A 17,914-nucleotide genomic window follows, 5' to 3' on the forward strand; every position below is an offset into this window, starting at 1 on the left:
CGCGCCTCGCCGGCCGGAGCCGTGGCCGGCTCACGATGCCCGGGCCGTCTCGCCGGCACGGCGGGGTGCCCCCTGCCGCCCCGCGCCGAGGGCCGCAAGGATGAAGTCGATCTGCTCGTCGAGGGTCGGCTGCGGGATGTCACGGCACATCACGAGCACGCTCGGATGGCAGAAGCGTGTCATCGCCGCGCGCACGCAGGGGCCGGCCACCTCCGGATCCACATCCGAGAATTCGCCCTCGGCGATGCCCTCGCGCACCACATTGGCGATGATCGTGTCGAGGTCGCGGATGTGGTTATGGATGACGCTCCAGCTCTCGGCGATGGCGACGGCCACCATCTCCTGGATCTTGGCGTCGGCATCGGCGAATTCCGCCATCATGACGTGCATCTCGGTCAGGAGGCGGCGCATGCGCTCGCGCGCCGTGCCGGGCTCCTTCGCGACGGCCTCGATCCGGTTGCGCTTGCGGCCCGTCATGCGCTCGGCCACCGCCTCGTTGATGTCCTTCTTGGAGGCGAAGAAGCGGTAGACGTTGGCCGGGCTCATGGAGAGCGTCCTGGCGATGTCGGCAACGGTCGTCTTCTGGAAGCCGATGTCGCGGAAGAGCTGTTCTGCCGCGGCGATGATGCGCTCGCGGGTGGTGTCCGGGCTTGGGCTGCCGTCCGTCATGGCAGATGATCGACTTCTCTCGAACCAGAAGGCCCGTCCCGCCTGTCGGGCCGGGCATGTCGATTAGAGGTATGACGTTCCTCGTCATCCGTCAAACGGATGGCGGAAGGGGCCCGGGCTCGGGCGCGAGCGGGCGCCAGGGCAGGACGAGCAGCCCGTCGGGCCGCTCCTCGCGCAGGGAGGCGACCCCGAAGACCTCGGCCAGCATGGCCGGGGTCAGTACCTCGTGCGGCGTGCCGGCGGCGACGAGACGCCCCTCGGCGAGGATCGCGACCCGGTCCGCGTAGCGCGCGGCGAGGGCGAGGTCGTGCATGACGACAGCGACGGCGCGGCCCTTCCGCGCCTCGGCGGCGAGCACGCCCATCACCGCGAGCTGGTGGCGCGGATCGAGCGCGGCGACCGGCTCGTCGCAGATGAGAACCGGCGCCTCGACGGCGAGCGCCCGGGCGAGCAGGACGCGCGCCCGCTCGCCGCCCGACAAGGTGGTAACGGCCCGCCCGGCGAAGGCCTCGCTGTCGGTGGCGCGCATGGCGTGGGCGACGGCGGGGTCGATCCGGCCCGTCCCTGGCCCGCCGCCATGCGGCACGCGTCCCAAGGCGACGACGTCGGCGGCCGGCAACGGCCAGGCGACGGTGCCGCCCTGCGGCAGATAGGCGACGGTGCGGGCCCGCTCGCGGGCCGAGAGCGCCGAGAGCGGCCGCTCGCCGAAGAGCACCGTGCCCGCCTCCGGCCTGACGAGGCCTGCCATCACCCGCACCAGCGTGGTCTTGCCGGCGCCGTTCGGGCCGATGATGGCGGTGAGGCTGCCGGGAGAGAGCGTCATGTCGACGTCGGCGAGCACCTGCCGGCCGCCGAGGCGCGCGGCGACGGCGCGGGCGGTGAGGGCGGCGCCCATCATGCCGGCGCCCCTGTCAGCTCCGCCCGGCGGCGCACGATGATGTAGAGGAAGAAGGGCACGCCGACGATGGCGGTGAGCACACCGAGCTTGACCTCGGTGGCGGAGGGGATGACGCGCACGGCGCAGTCGGCCGCCGTCAGCAGCACCGCCCCGGCGAGCGCCGCCGGCACGAGCGTGCGGCGCGGGTCGTGGCCGACGAGCGGGCGCACGATGTGCGGGGCGACGAGGCCGACGAAGCCGATGGTGCCGGCGACCGCGACGCTCGCGCCGACGCCGACGGCCACCCCGGTGACGACCGCAAGGCGCAGCAGGCGCACGTCGATGCCGAGGCTGCGGGCCGCCTCCTCGCCGAGCGCCAGCGTGCGCAGCGCCCCGCCTTGCGAGAGGAGGAGCGCGGCCCCGAGAAGCGCGAAGGGTGCCACGAGCGCGACGTGGCGCATGGTCCGGTCCTCCAGCGAGCCCATGAGCCAGAAGACGATCTCGGTGACGGCGAAGGCGTTGGGCGACAGGCTGATGGCGAGCGAGGTCGCCGCCCCGGCGAGGCTCGAGATGGCAAGCCCCGCAAGGACGAGGACGACGAGGCTCGCGCTTTCGCCGGCGATGAGGATGACGACGAGCACCGACAGGAAGGATGTGGCGATGGCGGCGAGCGGCAGGGCGGGCGAATAGACCTCCGCATAGCCGAAATAGATGACGACGACGGCCCCGAGCGCCGCCGCCTGCGGCGCCCCGAAGACGGAGGGGGCCGCGAGCGGGTTGCGCAGCAGGCCCTGCAGGGCGGCGCCCGCAAGGCCGAGCGTCGCGCCGATGATGACGGCGAGCAGGGTGCGCGGGAGGCGGATGTCGCGCACGACGACGCCCGCCCCGCCGCCGTCACCAAAGAGGCCCTCGATCACCAAGGCCGGCGTGAGCCGCGCCGGGCCGAGCATGAGGGACAGGACGCAAAGGACGAGGAGGACGACAAGGAGCGCCGCCGCCAGCCAGCGGCCGGGGCGGCGGGTCGCGCCTTCCTCGATCTCCTTGCCCCGCATCCCGTCCATCGCCTCACCAGGTGGCCTTGAGGCCGGCGTAGAGCGAGCGCCCCGCCGTGCCGTAGTTCTTCACCTCCTCATAACGCGCATCGGTGAGGTTTTCACCGCGCAGGAAGAGCGAAACGCGCTCCGACACCTCATAGGAGGCGAAGAGGTCGAGCCGGGCATAGGGCGCGAGCCTGTCCTTCTCGTGCGGCGCGGAATAGCGCGCATCGACGAGGACGAGCGCCGGCGCGATGACGAGGCCCGGCGCCGGCGTCAAAGTGAGGCCGATGCGCGCCGTGTTCTCCGGCCGGCGGGCGAGCTTGAGGTCGGTGGTGAGGTCGACGGCGACAAGGTTGGTATAGGCGATGTCGAGCCTCAGCATCTCGGGGATGAGCTCGGCCTTGGCCGACAATTCGAAGCCGCTCGTCTCGGCCCGCGCCACGTTGACGTAGCAGCCGAAGGTCTGGTCCGGCCGGCAGGACGGATCGCTCTGGAAGTTGATGAGATCGCGGAAGCGGTTGAGGAAGAGGGTGCCGGAGAGGGTGAGCCGGCCGTCGAACAGCTTCTGGTCGATGCCGGCGTCGACGCCGAAGGAGCGCTCCGGGCCGAGCGCCGGATTGCCGTAGAGCGGATCGAGGCGCTGGTAGAGCGTCGGCGCCTTGGCGCCCGTCCCGGCACTCGCGCGCAGCACCGTGTCGCTCTCGGCGATGTCGTAGGCGAGGGTGGCGCGCCAGGTGGCGAAGCGGTCCGCCCCCTCGATGTCGTCGATGCGCCCGCCGAGCGACAGGTTCAGGCGTTCGGCAAGGGTGATCTGGTGCAGGGCGAAGAGGGAGCGGGTGGTCTGGGCGGCATCGTCGAGCGTCGTGCGCGGGCCGGGCACCGGCAGCACGGCCTCGCTCGTGCTCGTCAGCTTCTCGCGCTCCACCTGGCCGCCGAAGGTGAGGAGGCCGAAGGCATCAAGCGAGAGGTCGCCCTGATAGGAGACGCCGACGCGCCCGCCGACGTAGCCGTCCTTCGACCAGTCCGTCACCGGCGCTGCCGTGCTGCCGTAATAGCTGATGGAGCGATAGTCGCGCTCGGTGCGGTTGGCATAGACGAGGAAGGTGTTCTTCAGCCGCCGGTCGAAGGCGTGGACGGTGGCCCGGGCATGGATCTGCCCGAGGCGCTGGACGCTCGACGACGGGGTGTCGGGAAAGGCGCCGAAGGCCGCGTCATATTGCGTGGCATTGACATAGGCCGAGCCGCCGACGTCGAAGGCGACATCCTCGCTCGGCGAGAACCCGAAGCGCGCGGAGAGGCCGAAGCGGCGTGTGCCGTCGCTCTCCAGCGGCCACGGGTGCTGGGCGCGGAGGCGGCCGATGCGGTAGCCCCAGCGCGAGAAGCCGGCGGTGTCGTAGCCGTTGAGCGAGACGGCATAGTTGAAGCGCGCATCGCCGCCGGACACGGCGGCCTGCACGCCCCTGCTGCCGTAGCTGCCGCCCTCGGCGGCGACCGCTGCGCGCGGCTCGCCGTGGCCCTTGCGGGTGATGATGTTGACGACGCCGCCCATCGCGTCCGAGCCGTAGAGGGCCGATTGGGGGCCGCGCAGCACCTCGATGCGCTCGATGCCGGTCGGCACCAGCAGCGAGAAGTCGAACTGGCCGTTGCCGGTGGACGGGTCGTTGACGCGCACGCCGTCGATCAGCACCAGGGTCTGGCCCGGCTCGCCGCCGCGCAGGCGCACGGAGGTGGTGGCGCCGGTGCCGCCGCTCTCGGTGAGGTCGAGGCCGGGCACGCGGCGCAGGGCGTCGTTGAGCGTGCGGGCGCCGGAGCGGGCGATCTCCTCGGCGGTAATGACGGTGACGGCGCTGCCGCTGCGGGCGATGGCCTGCGGGCCGCGCGTCGCCGTGACGACGATCTCGCGCAGGGTGATCTCGTCGCCGGCGGCGCCGGTGGCGGCAAGGGTGAGGGAAGACAAAAGGAACATACCGCCGGAGAGCGTCCGACGGCCGGCGGAACCGGCCATGAAAACCTCCATTCCGCCCCTCCGGCGGATGTCAGGGTTGCCTCGCGCGCTGGCCGGTCTCCTGGCTTGCGGGTCCCTGCTGCGATTCGGCCTTCCCGGTGCCCGATGGCCCCAGTGGCTTCGTCGAATCGCCGCTCGCCGCTCACAGTTGCGGGGGCAGCCACGGTCTTGCACCGTGTTCCCGTTTCACCCCGCTGCGGCGGGGCACCAACGCAGGGCCTCTTTACGCAGACCGCGGCTCGGCCGCAAGCATGCGGAACGGATGCACCGCCTGTGCATTTGCGCCGGCGCAAGGAGCGCCGTAAGGCTGCGGCCGAGATTGCGCCCGAAAGGGCGGGCAAGGACATGAGGGATATGAGGACGGCTGTCGCGTTCGCGATCGTGCTTGCAACGGGGCTCGGCCTTGCGCCGGCTGCCGGCAGCAGCGAGCCGGAGCGCCTCTCTCCTCCCTCCCCCCACGCAGTGGTGGGGAGGGCCGGGGTGGGGGGCGGTTCCGCCGGCGGGCGTTCGACGATTGCAGGTGGCGTGTCCGTCGGCCCGGAAGGCTTCCGGCCTGCACCCGCCGGCCCCCCACCCCTAACCCCTCCCCGCCGCAAGCGGGGGGAGGGGGATATGGTGCGCCTCGCCGCGGCCGGCCGATCGGAAACCGCGCCGTCCGTTGCCCGCTACGCCGAAGCGCCTCCGGCGCGGGTCGTTTCGCTCAACCTGTGCGCCGACCAGCTCCTGCTGGCGCTGGCCGATCGCGGACAGATCGCCTCCCTCAGTCCCCTGTCGCGCGATGCGGATTATTCCTTCCTCGCGGGCCGGGTGGGCGACCTTCCGGTCAATGGCGGCACGGGCGAGGAGATCCTGGTCGGCGAGGCGGGTCTCGTGCTCAGCGGCCGCTATGGCACGCGCGTCAAGCGCGAGCTTTTGGAGCGCCACGGCGTGCCGCTGATGGTGCTCGACCCCTGGCGCGACATCGCCGGGGGGCGCGAGCAGCTGACGGCCGTCGCGGCCCGGCTGGGCCATCCGGAGCGCGGCGCGGCGCTTGCCGCCGAGATCGAGGCGGCGCTCGCGCGCACCAAAGGCCTCGCCCGGCGCCCGGCCACCGTCCTCGTCCTCTACCGGCGCGGCTACGTGCCGGGGGAGCGCTCGCTCGTCGCCGAGCTTCTAAGCCACATGGGCCTTCAGCCGATGCAGGCCCGCCTCGGCCTGCCGCAGGGCGGCCTCGTGCGCCTCGAGCAACTCGTCATGGGCCCGCCGGACTTCGTAGTGATGGACGAGGCCGATGCTCGCGCCATCGACAACGGCACGGCCTTCCTCGTCCACCCGGCGCTCGCCGGCGTGCTGCCGCCCGAGCGGCGCCTGTTCCTCCCGGACCGGCTCACCATCTGCGGTGGGCCCTCGACGCCGGCGGCCATCGATGCACTCGCCGCCGAGGTGCGCGCCAAGGTGAACCGGGAGCGTTGAAGCATGATGACTTTAAGATCGGCGCACGCGTTGATCCTCCCCCGTACGGGGGAGGTGGCGCCGCGAAGTCGGGCTCGCCCGACTTCGGTTTCCAAATGTCGAAGTCGGGCAAGCCCGAGTTCGATGGCGGTGACGGAGGGGGCACGCGAGTGACATCAGGAGCGCCGTACCCGGTCTTGACCCCACCCGTCTCGCGCCTCCGAACTCGGGCTTGCCCGAGTTCGGCACCTAAAAAGCCGAAGTCGGATAAATCCGACTTCGGACGGCGCGATCCACCCTCCCACGGACCTCGGGCTTGCCCGAGGTCCGCACTTATATGCGCAAGTCGGGAACACCCGACTTGCGAAAGGGAGGGATCAAGCCAAGTCTTCCGCGTCGACTTAAACTCATAAATCTCTAGCCTGGCCCCCGCCTCGCTCCTTCGCGATGGCGAGGAGCGCGTCGACGTCCATGTGCCGGCCGACGTGGGCGGCGAGCCTGTCGAGCGCTTCCTCGATGCTGCGCTCGTAGGCGAGGCTGGCGCGGAAGGTGCCGCCGCTCGCCTGGGCGAGGAAGGCCCGGCGGAAGTCGTCGGCGGCGAACATGCCGTGCAGATAGGTGCCCATGACGAGCCCGTCCGGCGACATGGCCCCCTCGCGCTCGCCGGCGACGCGGAAGGGCGCGCGCACGCAATCGGGCCCCTCGCTGCGGCCGAGGTGGATCTCGTAGGCGGTGACGGCATAGCCCGTCCCGGCATGGACGGCCTCGACCGGCTGCACCGCCTTGTCGCCTGTCAGGATCGTGTCGATGTCGAGGAGGCCGAGCCCCGGCACGATGCCGGCCGCGCCCTCGATGCCCTCGGGATCGGCGATGGTGCGGCCGAGCATCTGGTAGCCGCCGCACAGGCCGACGACGGGCCGGCCACGGCGCACGTGGGCGAGGATGTCGATGTCCCAGCCCTCGTCCCTGAGATGGGCGAGGTCGGCGATGGTCGCCTTCGAGCCCGGCAGGACGATGAGGTCGGCATCGGACGGGATCGGCCGGCCGGGCGGCACGAGGACGAGGGAGACGCCCTCCTCCAGCCTGAGCGGGTCGAGATCGTCGAAATTGGCGATGCGTGGCAGGACGGGGGCGGCGACGATGAAGGTGTCGCCCGGCTTGCGGCCGGTGCCGGTGAGGTCGAGCGCATCTTCCGCGGGCAGCCGGCTCGCCTCCGGAAGCCAGGGCAGCAGGCCGAGCGGCTGCCAGCCGGTGCGCTCGGCGATCGCCGTCATGCCCGCGGCGAAGAGGGCGGGATCGCCGCGGAACTTGTTGACGAGGAAGCCGCGCACCATGGCCCGGTCGGCCTCGTCGAGCACGGCATGGGTGCCGACGAGGCTGGCGATGACGCCGCCGCGGTCGATGTCGCCGACGAGCACCACCGGCACGCCGGCCTCGGTGGCGAAGCCCATGTTGGCGATGTCGCCGGCGCGCAGGTTGATCTCGGCCGGGCTGCCGGCGCCCTCGACAATGACGAGGTCGGCCCCCTCGCAGACCTTGGCGAAGCTGCCGAGCACGAAGGGCATCAGCGCCTTGCGCCGGCCGGTGAAGTCGCGCGCGTCGAGATGGCCGTGACGCCGGCCCTGCACGATGAGCTGGGCGCCGCGGTCGCTCTCGGGCTTCAGCAGCACCGGGTTCATGTGCACGGTGGGCTCGGCGCGGGCGGCGCGCGCCTGCAGCGCCTGGGCACGGCCGATCTCGCCGCCGGCCACCGCCGCGGCGTTGTTCGACATGTTCTGCGCCTTGAAGGGGCGCACGGTGAGCCCGCGGCGGGCGAAGAGGCGGCACAGGCCCGCGACGATCAGCGACTTGCCGACGTTGGAGCCGGTGCCCTGGAGCATCACCGCGGGCGTTGCCATCAGAATTCGATGCCTTCCTGTGCCTTCACCCCGGCGGCGAAGTGGTGCTTGACGAGCCCCGCCTCCGTGACGAGATCGGCGGCGGCGACCATCTCGGGCTTGGCGTTGCGACCGGTCACGACCACGTGCAGGTCCGGCCGCCGCGCCGCGAGCGTCGCCACCACCGCGTCGAGCGGCAGGTAATCATAGCGCAGGGCGATGTTGAGTTCGTCGAGAATGACGAGGCGGATGTCGTCCCGCGCCATCAGCTCCTTCGCCTTGTCCCACGCGCGCGATGCGGCGGCGATGTCGCGCGCCTTGTCCTGCGTCTCCCAGGTGAAGCCCTCGCCCATGGCGTGCCATTCGACGAGGTCGGAAAAGCGCTCCATGGCGCGGCGCTCGCCCGTCTCCCAGTTGCCCTTGATGAACTGGACGACGCCCACCTTCCAGCCGTGGCCGAGGGCGCGCAGCATGAGGCCGAAGGCGGCGGTCGACTTGCCCTTGCCGGGGCCGGTGTTGACGATGAGGAGGCCCTTCTCGCGCGTCTTCTCCGCCACCTCCGCATCCTGCACGGCCTTGCGCTTCACCATCTTCTCGCGATGGCGGGCGGCTTCCTCGGGGGAGATGGCGGTCATCGGTCGCGTCCCTTCACGGTGAGCGGCAGGCCGGCGACCACGAGGGTGACCTGGTCGACGACGGCGGCAAGGCGCTGGTTGAGGAGGCCGGCATGGTCGCGGAAGCGGCGGGCGAGCGCATTGTCCGGCACGATGCCGAAGCCGACCTCGTTGGCGACGAGGACGAGCGGCCGGCGCCGGCGGGCCACCGCCTCCGTCAGCTGCCGGCAGGCGGCCTCCACATCCTCGCCCGCGAGCATGACATTGGTGAGCCAGAGCGTCAGGCAGTCGACGAGGACGGGCGCGCCCTCCGGCGCCGCCGCGATGGCCGCGGCGAGCGCGCGGGGCGCCTCCACCGTCCGCCATCCGGGGCCCCGGTCGTGCCGGTGGCGGGCGATGCGCTCCGCCATCTCGGCGTCGTGCGCCTCGGCGGTGGCGATATAGATCCACGGTCCCGGCATCGCCCTGACCAGCGCCTCGGCATGGCGGCTCTTGCCCGAGCGGGCGCCGCCGAGGACGAGATGGGCGATGGGGAGGGCCGTGTCCTGCATGGCTCCGGCATGCCACGGCGGCACGGCGGCGGCAAGCGCGCGTTCCAAGGCTCCTGCCAGTCCGGTCGCTCGAAAAGAGCGCATCTGGAGACGGAGCATTGCGCAGCCGGTGCCCGCTCCGGCGCAACGGCGTCAGACGATGGGTGCCGTCCAGGGATTGACGAAGCGCACGCCCGTGTTGCGGAACTCGGCCTCGTTACGGGTGAGGATCGTCACGTCGCGGCTTGCCGCCGTGCCGGCCAGCATCGCATCGGGCAGATGGTCGTCCAGGGCCTCGCCGCGCCGCCGCTTCTCTTCCATGATGCGCGCCGTGGAGGCAGCATCCTGGAAGGTCCAGTCGAGCACCCGATCCTCGAAGAGGTCCGAGACCAGCAAGAGGAACTGCTGCCGCAGCGTATCCGGCGGCGTCCGGGCGGCAGGAGCCCTATGCCGTTGAGTATTTCCCAGGCTGTGATCGAGGCGAGTCCCAGGCCTTGACCGGCAATGGAATCAAGGAAATCGGCGACCTTGCCGTCGGGGGCGGGCCGCATCATCTCGGAAAGAACGTTGGCGTCGAGCAGGTAGCCGACCCCCGCCGTCATTCGTCGCCGCCCGCTTCGAAACGGACGGGCGAATAGCCGAACCTGCCGCGCGCGGCGGCAGCTCAACCCCGTGCAGGGCGCCGAAGTAGTGCCTGAACGCCTCCGAGGGCTTTGTCTGTGCAGATGCCTTGGTCCGCTTCTCGCGAATCAACCGGCGCACGAACTCCTCCATGGAGATGCCCAGCCGGCCGGCCTCGTGCTAGAGCCAGGATTTGTCGCCGGGATCGATGTCCCGGACCGTGATCGTGGTCTTCATGGACGCCTCATGTGCTCCGGCGGAAGACAGGCTCATTCTAATGCTAGCGAAAGACGCTAGTAATCATGAGGGCCAAGAAAAAAGGGCCCGGCGGGCCCTTCTTCCGGCGTCGATGCGGCGTCCGTCAGACGGCGGTCGAGATCCACTTCGACAGTTCGCTCTTCGGCAGGGCGCCAACCTTCTGGCCGGCGAGCTTGCCGTCCTTGAACATCATGAGGGTCGGGATCGAGCGGATGCCGAACTGGGCGGCCGTGTTCGGGTTCTCGTCGACGTTGAGCTTGACGACCTTGACCTTGCCGGCCATCTCGGTGGCGATTTCCTCGAGCGCGGGCGCAATCATGCGGCAGGGTCCGCACCATTCGGCCCAGAAATCGACGACGACGGGCTCTGCGGACTTCAGGACATCGGCCTCGAAGCTCGCATCTGTCACCTTCGCAGTCGCCATGATGAGTTCCTTTCCATATGCGCGGCGCAGTCTGCGCAGCAAGTCGATCCGAACGTAGGAAGGCCCCCCGTTCCGGTCAAGGTAACTTGTGTGCGTGCCCACACGTTGACGCTAGATCTGGTGGCACCCTGGCCGTTCACAACACCGGGATCCGGTCGAGCGCGGCGGCGAGCGCCTCGCCGGGAACCTCCAGCACACGCGGCCCGGCGGTGTAGACGAGAAGGGCCCTGAGGCTGCGTCCGGGGAAGATGTCCGCAAGCAGCGCCCCATAGACGGCGAGCTGAGCGACATGCGCCTCGGGCACCGCGGCGAGATCCGCCGGCGGGCGGGCGCTCGTCTTGAAATCGGCGAAGACGACGGCCTCGTCGCTCACCACGAGCCGGTCGATCTGCCCCGAGACGGCGCGCCTCGTGCTGCCGACGGCGATCTCGCCGGCGACGGCGACCTCGGCACGCGCGTCAGGGCCGAAGAGGGGCGCGAGGGCCGGCTCGTCGAGAAGGGCGAGGGCCTGGGCGACGACGCCGGCCCGCTTCGCCTCGTCGAGGCGCCCGGCCCGCACGGCGACGAATCGCTCGGCGGCCGTCGGGCGCGCCGCGGCGGGCAGGCCGGGCAGATGCTCGACGAGCTGGTGCACGAGCGTGCCGGCAAGGCGCGCGTCGGCCGCGAAGGGCCCGTCGCCCGGACGGTGCGGCCTGTCGGCAGCGGCAAGCGCGCTCGAGGGGCTGAGCGGCGGCGGCGCCTCCGGCTCCGCGGGCGCCGGCCGATCGAGCCAATCGGGCATGGCGATGCCGGCGCCATCCTCGGCGGGGGGCGGCGCGGCTGCGGCAGCGCCGAGGGGGCCGCTTTGCCAGCGCTGGACCCTCAGGCCGTCTACCTCGACCTCTTCCAGCCGGCCCTCCAGGCCGCGGCGGATCATGCCGGTCCAGCACATGGCGGGCAGCTCGGGCCAGTTGCCGTCCTTGCCGCGCTTGCCGTTGCTGTAGGAGGCGACGACGAGCCGGTCTTTCGCCCGGGTCATGGCGACATAGAGGAGGCGGTTGTGCTCCTCGGCCTCGCGGGTGCGCACTGCCTCCCTGAGCCGCGCGACGGCGGGGGCGTCCTCGTCGCGCTTCGGCGACCACACCGGCACCGTCGCCGGGCCGGTGTGGCCGGAGCGCTGCAGGGGCAGCGCGAAGAGCTTGGGATCATGGCGGCCGTTGGGCTGGCTGCAGTCGTCGGCGAGGATGACGAAGGGCGCCTCCAGCCCCTTGGCGCCGTGCACCGTCATGACGCGGACCTCGTCGCGCCCGGCATCGAGGTCGCGCTTGATCTCGCGCTTCACCTCGCGGCCGTCGCTCTCGAAGGAGAGGAGGAAGGCTTTCAGCGAGGGTGCGTGGCGGTGCTCGAAATCGAGCGCCATGGCGAGAAAGGCGTCGATGGCGTCGCCAGCCTCCTGGCCGAGCCGAGCGACGAGCTGCTCGCGGCCGCCTTCCGGGCCGATCAGCCCGGCATAGAAGGCGAAGGGACCGCGGCGTGCGGCGGCATTGCGCCAGCGCCCGAGCGCCTCCCCCGCCCGCGCGGCGGCCGCATCGCCGGCCGTCCCGGCCCGCGCGAGGGCATCGGCGAGGCTCTCGCTGTCCTCCCGCCTTGCGGCGATGCGCATGAGGTCGTCGTCGGTGAGGCCGACGAGGGGGCTCTTGAGGGCGGCGGCCAGCGTCAGGTCGTCGTCGGGCAGGAGCGCGGCGCGGCCGGCGGCGACGAGGTCGCGCACGGCGATATGCTGGCCGACGTCGAGACGGTCGGCGCCGGCGACCGGCACGCCGCGCCGCTTCAGGGCCCGGATCACGGCTTCGAAAAAGGCGCCGCGGCTGCGCACGAGGATGAGGATGTCGCCCGGCGCGAAGCGCTGGCCGGTGTCGTCGCCGTGCGTCGTCAGGCGCTCGACGGTGCGGGCGATGCGCTCGGCCACGCGGATGGCGGGCGCACTATCGGCGAGCTCGTCGAGCGGCAGCACCCAGGCTTCCGGCTCCTCGCGGTCGGCTGGCCGCTCCGTCTCCCACACCTCGACGAGGCCCGGGGCATCGGGGCGCGCGCTCTCGTGCGCGGTGCCGACCGCGACATCGGCGAAGCTGAGCCCGCGGTAATGCGTCTCGACGGCGAAGACCGCATCGACGGCGCTCAGCACCGCCGGCGCGGAGCGGAAGGAGACGGTGAGCTCCACCGGCTCGAACAGGAGGTCCGCCTGCCGCGCCCGCGTCTGGAAATAGCGGCCGGAGCCCTCGAATTCCTGCGGGGCGGCGCCCTGGAAGCCGTAGATCGACTGCTTGGGATCGCCCACGGCAAAGAGCGTACGCGTCTTCGCGACGGCGCCGTCGCCGGCGAAGAGCTCCTCCGTCAGCCGCTTCAGGATGGCCCATTGCGTCGGGCTCGTGTCCTGCGCCTCGTCGACGAGGAGGTGGTCGATGCCGGCATCGAGCTTGTAGAGCACCCAGGCCGCATCGGCGCGCTCGAGCAGGGTCAGCGTGCGCTCGACGAGATCGTCGAAATCGAGCGCCCCGCGTGCCCGCTTCACCGCCTCGATGCGCGCGAGGACCGCCTGCGCGAGGGTGAGCAGGGCCTGCGTCCGCTCCAGCGTGCGGGCGCCCTTCATCCGCTCGTCGAGGGCGGCAAGGCGATCGCGCTCGGCGAAGAGACGCTCGGCGAGATCGGGCGGGACGCTCCCTGTCGCCACGCTGCGGTTGGCCGCGGGCGTGCCCTTCTGGGTGAAGAACAGCGAGCGGTAATGCGCCAGCCGCTCCCACGGATCGTCCGCCTGCGCCGCCTGCGACAGCGCTTCGGCATTCGTCTGGTCGGTCTTCTTGCCGCCGCGCAACACCTCGGCGATGGCCGGCCATTCGGCCGGGGCGATGCCGTCCTCGCACATGGCGCGGGCGATGGTCTGCGGCGTCTCGCCCTCGTCCAGGCCGAGCGCAGCGGCAAGGCCCGCCATCGCGTCGGCGAAGGCGGCGGGCTCGCGCGCGTAGGCGAGAAGCGCCGCGCGGTGGCGCAGCGCCTCGCGGATCGTCTCGGCGATGGCCGTGTCCGAATGGTTCTCGGCGAGCAGCGTCAGGGCGTCGCGCAGGGCGGGGTCGCGGCCGAGGGCGGCCCGGGCCATGACCGTGGATAGCGCCTCGGCGAGCAGCACGGCGCTCTCGTTGTCGTCGAGCACCGTGAAGCGCGCCGGCACGTTCGCCTCGAAGGGGAACATGTGCAGCAGGCGCTCGCAGAAGGCGTGAATGGTCTCGATCTTGAGGCCGCCGGGCGTCTCGACGGCATGGGCGAAGAGCCGGCGCGCGCGGGCGAGGCGGGCGCGGTCCGGCCGCCGTCCCTCGAGCTTCTCGAGCGCGGCGGCGAGCGCCTCGTCGTCGAGACGCACCCACTTGCCGAGCTCGGCGAAGATGCGGTTCTCCATGTTCGCCGCCGCCGCCTTGGTGAAGGTGAGGCAGAGGATGCGCGAGGGCTCCGTGCCGGCGAGCAGGAGCCGCATGACGCGGTCGGCGAGCACCTTGGTCTTGCCCGAGCCGGCATTGGCCGACACCCAGGCCGAGGCGTCCGGCCGGGCGGCGCGCTGCTGGTCGAGGATCGTCTTCGTCGGGACCTTGAGCCCGCCGGGCGCCGGGCCGCTCATGCCTCGCCTCCGAGTTCGCCAAGATCGGCCTCGTCGCCGGCGAGCGACCATTCGCGCACGCGGGCGAGATGGTCATAGGCGCCGAAGCGGCCGGCGAATTGCGGGAAGGGCCGCGACGCGAAGCCGATCTCGCCGGCGACATAGCGCGACAGGAGGCTCGTCAGCTTTCTCTCGTGCTCGACGACGACCTCGGCAACGGAGCGCGTCTCGTCGCGCGGCGGCTTCACCGGGCAGGCGACCAGCGGCTCGCGGGCGCCGCCGGCATGCATGTAAAGAAGCTCGCAGAGATCGGGCGGCACATGCGCGACCTCGCGAAAGCCGCTTGCGGCGAGGATGGCGGCCTCGAGGGTGAGCTGCGGCGAAAAGCCGGCGAAGACCTGCTTGGGGCTCGGCGGCCGGCCGGTCTTGAAATCGACGATCACCGCCCGGCCGTCGCGCAGGCGCTCGATGCGGTCGGCGCGTGCCGTGATGCGGAAGGGGCTGCCGTCGGCCAGCGCCAGCGCGAGGGCGCCCGCCACCTCGGCCTGAACGACGTCGATGTCCGCGCGCCGCGCCGTCTCCCAGGCGACGAAGGCCTCGGCGAGGCGCAGGAAGCGGGGCCACCACAGCGCGGCGACGTCCGGATAGGCGGCGATGGGGGCGAAGGCCTGTCGGCCGAGGGCGACCAGCTCCTCGCGCGCATCGGCCGGCAGCGTCACGGGATGGCGGGCGGTGAAGGCGCCGAGCGCCTCGTGCACGATGGTGCCGCGGTCGGCGGCGCCCGGCGGCACGGCGATGGGGTCGAGCGGATCGAGCTTCAGCACGTGGCGGGCGAAGATGGCATAGGGGTCGCGCACCAGCGTCTCGACCTCGGTGACGCTGAGGCGGCGCGGGATCAGCTCCGGGTCGGGCTTCGGCCGCGGCCGCTCGATGGGCCTGAGCGCCGGCAGGCGCGTCAGCGCCCCGGCATAGCGGCGCAGGCGCTCGCCCCGTCGCCTGAGCTCCGCCCACAGCCCGTCGCCCGCCAGCGCCTGCATGCGCTGCAGGAAACGTGACGGGACGGTCGGCGCATCGCCGCGCTTCAGGGCCCGGGTCAGCACCACGTCGCGCGTGCCGAGCGCCTGCACGAAATCATGCGCCGTCTGGCCGATGCGCCGCTCGGGCGGGGCGAGGCCGAGCGTCGTGCGCATCGGCCGGTTGAGGAAGGCATCGGTGCGTGCCGTCGGCGGCCACACCTCCTCGTCGAGCCCGCCGAGGACGAGGCGATCGGCCTCGACGAGGCGTGCCTCGAGCAGGCCGAGGATCTTGACGCGCCGGTGGCCGGACATCGGCCGGCGCACCACCGCGTCGGCCATCAGGGTGGCGAAGAAGGCCGGATAATCGGCGAAACGGCCGGTGAGGCCGTCGACCTTCGCGCTCGTCGCCGCGTCGAAGACCTCGGCCAGGGCCTCTCCCGCCTCGCCCGCGACGAGGGGGGGCGGTTCGCCGGCGCCGGGACGCGCCACCGCATCGAGCGCGGCGCGATGGGCGCCGACGAGGGCGACGAGGTCGAGCCCATCGCCGTCCTCGGCGCGAAAGCCGGAGAAGGCTTCGCTAAGGCGCGTGAGGAGCGTCTCGGCGAGGTCCCAGTCCGTGTCGGTCAAGCGGCGCAGCGGACGCGGCGCGCGGTGGTCGCGTGCTTCCGCCCGCCGCTCGGCGAGCACGGCGGCGATGCCGGCAAGGCCCGGCGGCGGCGCGGGGCCGCGCAGCACGCCGATCTCGAGCGCGCGGGCGGCGCGCTCCATCGTCGCCCGCGGCCAGCCGAAGCGGGCGAGGGGATGGGCGACGAGACTCGCGAGGATCGCGGGCTCATGGTCGGCGGCAGCCGCATCGGCGACGAGGCAGGCGAGCGTGCCGTGGGGACTGCGCCGCAGCGGCAGGCCGGCCGAATCCTCGGCGGCGATGTCCCAGCGGGCGAGCTCGGCGGCCACGCGCTCGGCGAGCGCCCGGTCCGGCGTCACGAGGGCCGCCGTCGCTGCCGGATCCTCCAGCGCCTCGCGCAGGGCAATGGCCGCGCACAGCGCCTCCTCCCGCTCGTCCGCCGCCTCGACGAGGGAGAGGCCGTCGAAGGCGGCGTGGAGATCGGCCTCGGGCGGGCGGTGGGCGGGCTCGGCCCACAGGTCCGTGGTCTCCGCCGGCCGCATGGCCTCGGAGAGGAAGCGCGAGCGGGCGGCAAGGCGGGGCGGGGGCGCGCCGAGGACGGCGACGTCGGCGCGCGGGATGCCGATGGTGGCGAGGAGGCGGGCGAGCATCGCCTGCGGGTGGTTGTGCACCGTCAGGTCGGCGCCCGCGCCGATGAGCGCGAAGGTGTCGTCGTCGAGCCCGGTGTCGAGCCCCGGCAGCACCACGGCGCCCTTGGGCAGGCGTGCGATGGCGGCGATGAGCCGGGCCGTGGCGGGGATGGAGCCGGTCGAGCCGGCGACGATCACCGGCCGTTGCGGCGGCGCCGCCGCGAGGCCCGCGGCCCGGGCATCGACGAGGGCCGAGCGGCGCCGGGCCGGGTCGCTCGCCTGCCGCTCGGCGAGGATGGCCGGCCACATCTCGGCGGCGATCTTCACGAAGTCGAGCGTGATGCCATAGTAGCGCGAGTAACGCTCCTCGACGAGGCCGGCGAGCGCCGTCCAAGGGATGTCCTCGGTCGCGAGCCCGTCCATGAGGGCGGCGAGATCGTCGGCGAGGGCAAGGGCGTCGGCCGGCGATGCGGGCACGAGCAGGGGCTCGTGCGCCTCGGCCGGCAGGATGGCGCCGTCGAGGGCGCGGGCCCATTGCAGCACGAGGCGGGTGAGGATGAGGCGCCGCTCGATCGGCGCCAGCGCCGGCGGCAGATGCACGGCGGCATCGCCGAAGGCCCGCTCCGCCTCGCCGGCGAGGGCGAGCTCCGCGGCGTCGAGGTCGCCGAGCGGCTGGATGTCGGGCAGGAGCACGCTGCGCTGCGGCAGCCGCTCGGCGAGGGTGGCGGCGAGCGCGCGGGCGGCGCGCCGGGTCGGCAGGTAGATGGTGGCCGAGGCGAGCGCGAGGGGATCGTCGGCGTCCGGGAAACCGGGCACGATGCGGCCGGCGAGCAGCGCATCGGCGAAGGTTGCGAGGAAGGGCGCCCCCGGGGGGATGGTGAAGACCCGTGCCGGCGCCTGCCTTGCCATGGTCAGTCCGTCGTGGCGAAGCGGGCCTCGGCCGCGCGCAGGGCTTCGGGCGTGCCGACATGCAGCCACTGGCCCTCGATGCGCGCGCCGTGGAGCCGGCCCCGCTCCGCCACCTCGTCGAAGATGCGGTTGAGCGAGAAGGGGCCCTCCGGCGCGTCGGCGAAGAGCTGGGGCTTGACGATGGCGACGCCCGCATAGGCAAACGGCACGACCTCGCGTTCCGGCCGGCGCGTCAGGCGCCCGGAGGCATCCATGGAGAAGTCGCCACGCCCGTCATAGCCGAGGCTCGTCGCGGTCGGGGCCATCAGCAGCAGGATGTCCATCCGCTCTGCGTCCCATTCGTCGGCGAGGAGGTCGAGGTTCGGCAGCGGGCCCTCGAGCCACAAGGTGTCGCTGTTGACGAGGAAGAACGGCTCCTCGCCGAGGAGCGGCAGCGCCTTGCGGATGCCGCCGCCGGTGTCGAGGAGCTTCTGCCGTTCGTCGGAGATGTGCACCTTCGGCCCGCCCTTGCGCCGGCGGGCGTGCTGCTCGACGAGGTCGGCGAGATAATGGACGTTGACGACGACATCCTCGACGCCGGCGGCCGCGAGCCTGTCGAGCGCCCGGTCGAGCAGGGAGCGCCCCGCCACGCGCACGAGTGGCTTCGGCGTCGTGGCGGTGATCGGGCGCATGCGCTTGCCGAGGCCGGCGGCGAGAATCATGGCGCGGCGGGGCATGGTGCGGCGAGGCATGGCGGCGGGGCGGCTCATCGTGTTCGGCATCGCGAA

At 72.4% G+C, this 17,914-nt stretch carries 13 protein-coding genes and 1 riboswitch; of the genes, 1 reads left to right on the plus strand and 12 read right to left on the minus strand.

All coding sequences use genetic code 11. The features are described 5' to 3' along the window. Positions 1 to 30: 30 nt before the first annotated feature. The 4 genes from GGR16_RS09990 to GGR16_RS10005 all read right to left on the minus strand — a co-directional run bounded on the left by GGR16_RS09990 (position 31) and on the right by GGR16_RS10005 (position 4,588). Entirely contained in the window at positions 31 to 669 is a 639-nt protein-coding gene (locus GGR16_RS09990) for a TetR/AcrR family transcriptional regulator (RefSeq protein WP_183316517.1), read from the minus strand. Positions 670 to 760: 91 nt separating this feature from the next. Continuing rightward, positions 761 to 1,564 carry an ABC transporter ATP-binding protein gene (locus GGR16_RS09995; protein ID WP_183316858.1) on the minus strand — a complete coding sequence of 268 codons (804 nt, stop codon included), beginning with the start codon at positions 1,562 to 1,564 and terminating at the stop codon, positions 761 to 763. Further along, entirely contained in the window at positions 1,564 to 2,607 is a 1,044-nt protein-coding gene (locus tag GGR16_RS10000) for a FecCD family ABC transporter permease (RefSeq protein ID WP_183316518.1), read from the minus strand. Before GGR16_RS10000 ends, GGR16_RS09995 begins: the two co-directional genes overlap by 1 nt. Positions 2,608 to 2,611: 4 nt before the next feature. After that, positions 2,612 to 4,588 carry a TonB-dependent receptor plug domain-containing protein gene (locus GGR16_RS10005; RefSeq protein WP_183316519.1) on the minus strand — a complete coding sequence of 659 codons (1,977 nt, stop codon included), beginning with the start codon at positions 4,586 to 4,588 and terminating at the stop codon, positions 2,612 to 2,614. A 34-nt stretch (positions 4,589 to 4,622) separates the two neighbouring features. Further along, a riboswitch (cobalamin riboswitch) is annotated at positions 4,623 to 4,815 on the minus strand. Between the two features lie 385 nt (positions 4,816 to 5,200). Here GGR16_RS10005 and GGR16_RS10010 point away from each other — a divergent pair. Further along, a complete protein-coding gene (locus tag GGR16_RS10010; protein WP_183316520.1) occupies positions 5,201 to 6,040 on the plus strand; it encodes an ABC transporter substrate-binding protein in 840 nt (279 codons plus the stop codon). Between the two features lie 386 nt (positions 6,041 to 6,426). Here GGR16_RS10010 and GGR16_RS10015 read toward each other — a convergent pair whose 3' ends face one another. From GGR16_RS10015 to GGR16_RS10050, 8 genes are all read right to left on the minus strand, one after another. Next, on the minus strand, positions 6,427 to 7,917 hold the full coding sequence (locus GGR16_RS10015; protein ID WP_183316521.1) for a cobyric acid synthase: 1,491 nt from the start codon (positions 7,915 to 7,917) through the stop codon (positions 6,427 to 6,429). Further along, positions 7,917 to 8,531 carry a cob(I)yrinic acid a,c-diamide adenosyltransferase gene (gene cobO / locus GGR16_RS10020; protein ID WP_019403180.1) on the minus strand — a complete coding sequence of 205 codons (615 nt, stop codon included), beginning with the start codon at positions 8,529 to 8,531 and terminating at the stop codon, positions 7,917 to 7,919. The genes GGR16_RS10015 and cobO overlap by 1 nt, the downstream gene beginning before the upstream one ends. After that, positions 8,528 to 9,061, minus strand: coding sequence for a bifunctional adenosylcobinamide kinase/adenosylcobinamide-phosphate guanylyltransferase (gene cobU, locus GGR16_RS10025; protein WP_053194040.1), 534 nt, complete (start codon positions 9,059 to 9,061; stop codon positions 8,528 to 8,530). Before cobU ends, cobO begins: the two co-directional genes overlap by 4 nt. A 132-nt stretch (positions 9,062 to 9,193) precedes the next feature. Further along, positions 9,194 to 9,436: a PIN domain-containing protein gene (locus tag GGR16_RS10030; protein WP_019403179.1), complete on the minus strand. Its 243-nt coding sequence runs from the start codon at positions 9,434 to 9,436 to the stop codon at positions 9,194 to 9,196. A gap of 586 nt (positions 9,437 to 10,022) precedes the next feature. Beyond that, positions 10,023 to 10,343: a thioredoxin gene (trxA, locus tag GGR16_RS10035; protein ID WP_019403177.1), complete on the minus strand. Its 321-nt coding sequence runs from the start codon at positions 10,341 to 10,343 to the stop codon at positions 10,023 to 10,025. Positions 10,344 to 10,479: 136 nt separating this feature from the next. Then, on the minus strand, positions 10,480 to 13,989 hold the full coding sequence (gene addA / locus GGR16_RS10040) for a double-strand break repair helicase AddA (protein ID WP_183316522.1): 3,510 nt from the start codon (positions 13,987 to 13,989) through the stop codon (positions 10,480 to 10,482). Then, positions 13,986 to 17,147 carry a double-strand break repair protein AddB gene (gene addB, locus GGR16_RS10045; RefSeq protein ID WP_053193459.1) on the minus strand — a complete coding sequence of 1,054 codons (3,162 nt, stop codon included), beginning with the start codon at positions 17,145 to 17,147 and terminating at the stop codon, positions 13,986 to 13,988. Before addB ends, addA begins: the two co-directional genes overlap by 4 nt. 2 nt (positions 17,148 to 17,149) lie before the next feature. Next, entirely contained in the window at positions 17,150 to 17,896 is a 747-nt protein-coding gene (locus GGR16_RS10050) for a nucleotidyltransferase family protein (RefSeq protein ID WP_156332712.1), read from the minus strand. Positions 17,897 to 17,914 lie beyond the last annotated feature (18 nt).

The sequence above is a fragment of the Chelatococcus caeni genome (assembly GCF_014196925.1).
Taxonomy (GTDB): domain Bacteria; phylum Pseudomonadota; class Alphaproteobacteria; order Rhizobiales; family Beijerinckiaceae; genus Chelatococcus_A; species Chelatococcus_A caeni.

Excerpts from the sequence above, each read along its gene's own strand:
- GGR16_RS09990 (WP_183316517.1), bottom strand. The coding sequence starts at position 669 with ATGACGGACGGCAGCCCAAGCCCGGACACCACCCGCGAGCGCATCATC.
- GGR16_RS09995 (WP_183316858.1), bottom strand. The coding sequence starts at position 1,564 with ATGGGCGCCGCCCTCACCGCCCGCGCCGTCGCCGCGCGCCTCGGCGGC.
- GGR16_RS10000 (WP_183316518.1), bottom strand. The coding sequence starts at position 2,607 with ATGGACGGGATGCGGGGCAAGGAGATCGAGGAAGGCGCGACCCGCCGC.
- GGR16_RS10005 (WP_183316519.1), bottom strand. The coding sequence starts at position 4,588 with ATGGCCGGTTCCGCCGGCCGTCGGACGCTCTCCGGCGGTATGTTCCTT.
- GGR16_RS10010 (WP_183316520.1), top strand. The coding sequence starts at position 5,201 with ATGGTGCGCCTCGCCGCGGCCGGCCGATCGGAAACCGCGCCGTCCGTT.
- GGR16_RS10015 (WP_183316521.1), bottom strand. The coding sequence starts at position 7,917 with ATGGCAACGCCCGCGGTGATGCTCCAGGGCACCGGCTCCAACGTCGGC.
- cobO (WP_019403180.1), bottom strand. The coding sequence starts at position 8,531 with ATGACCGCCATCTCCCCCGAGGAAGCCGCCCGCCATCGCGAGAAGATG.
- cobU (WP_053194040.1), bottom strand. The coding sequence starts at position 9,061 with ATGCAGGACACGGCCCTCCCCATCGCCCATCTCGTCCTCGGCGGCGCC.
- trxA (WP_019403177.1), bottom strand. The coding sequence starts at position 10,343 with ATGGCGACTGCGAAGGTGACAGATGCGAGCTTCGAGGCCGATGTCCTG.
- addA (WP_183316522.1), bottom strand. The coding sequence starts at position 13,989 with ATGAGCGGCCCGGCGCCCGGCGGGCTCAAGGTCCCGACGAAGACGATC.
- addB (WP_053193459.1), bottom strand. The coding sequence starts at position 17,147 with ATGGCAAGGCAGGCGCCGGCACGGGTCTTCACCATCCCCCCGGGGGCG.
- GGR16_RS10050 (WP_156332712.1), bottom strand. The coding sequence starts at position 17,896 with ATGAGCCGCCCCGCCGCCATGCCTCGCCGCACCATGCCCCGCCGCGCC.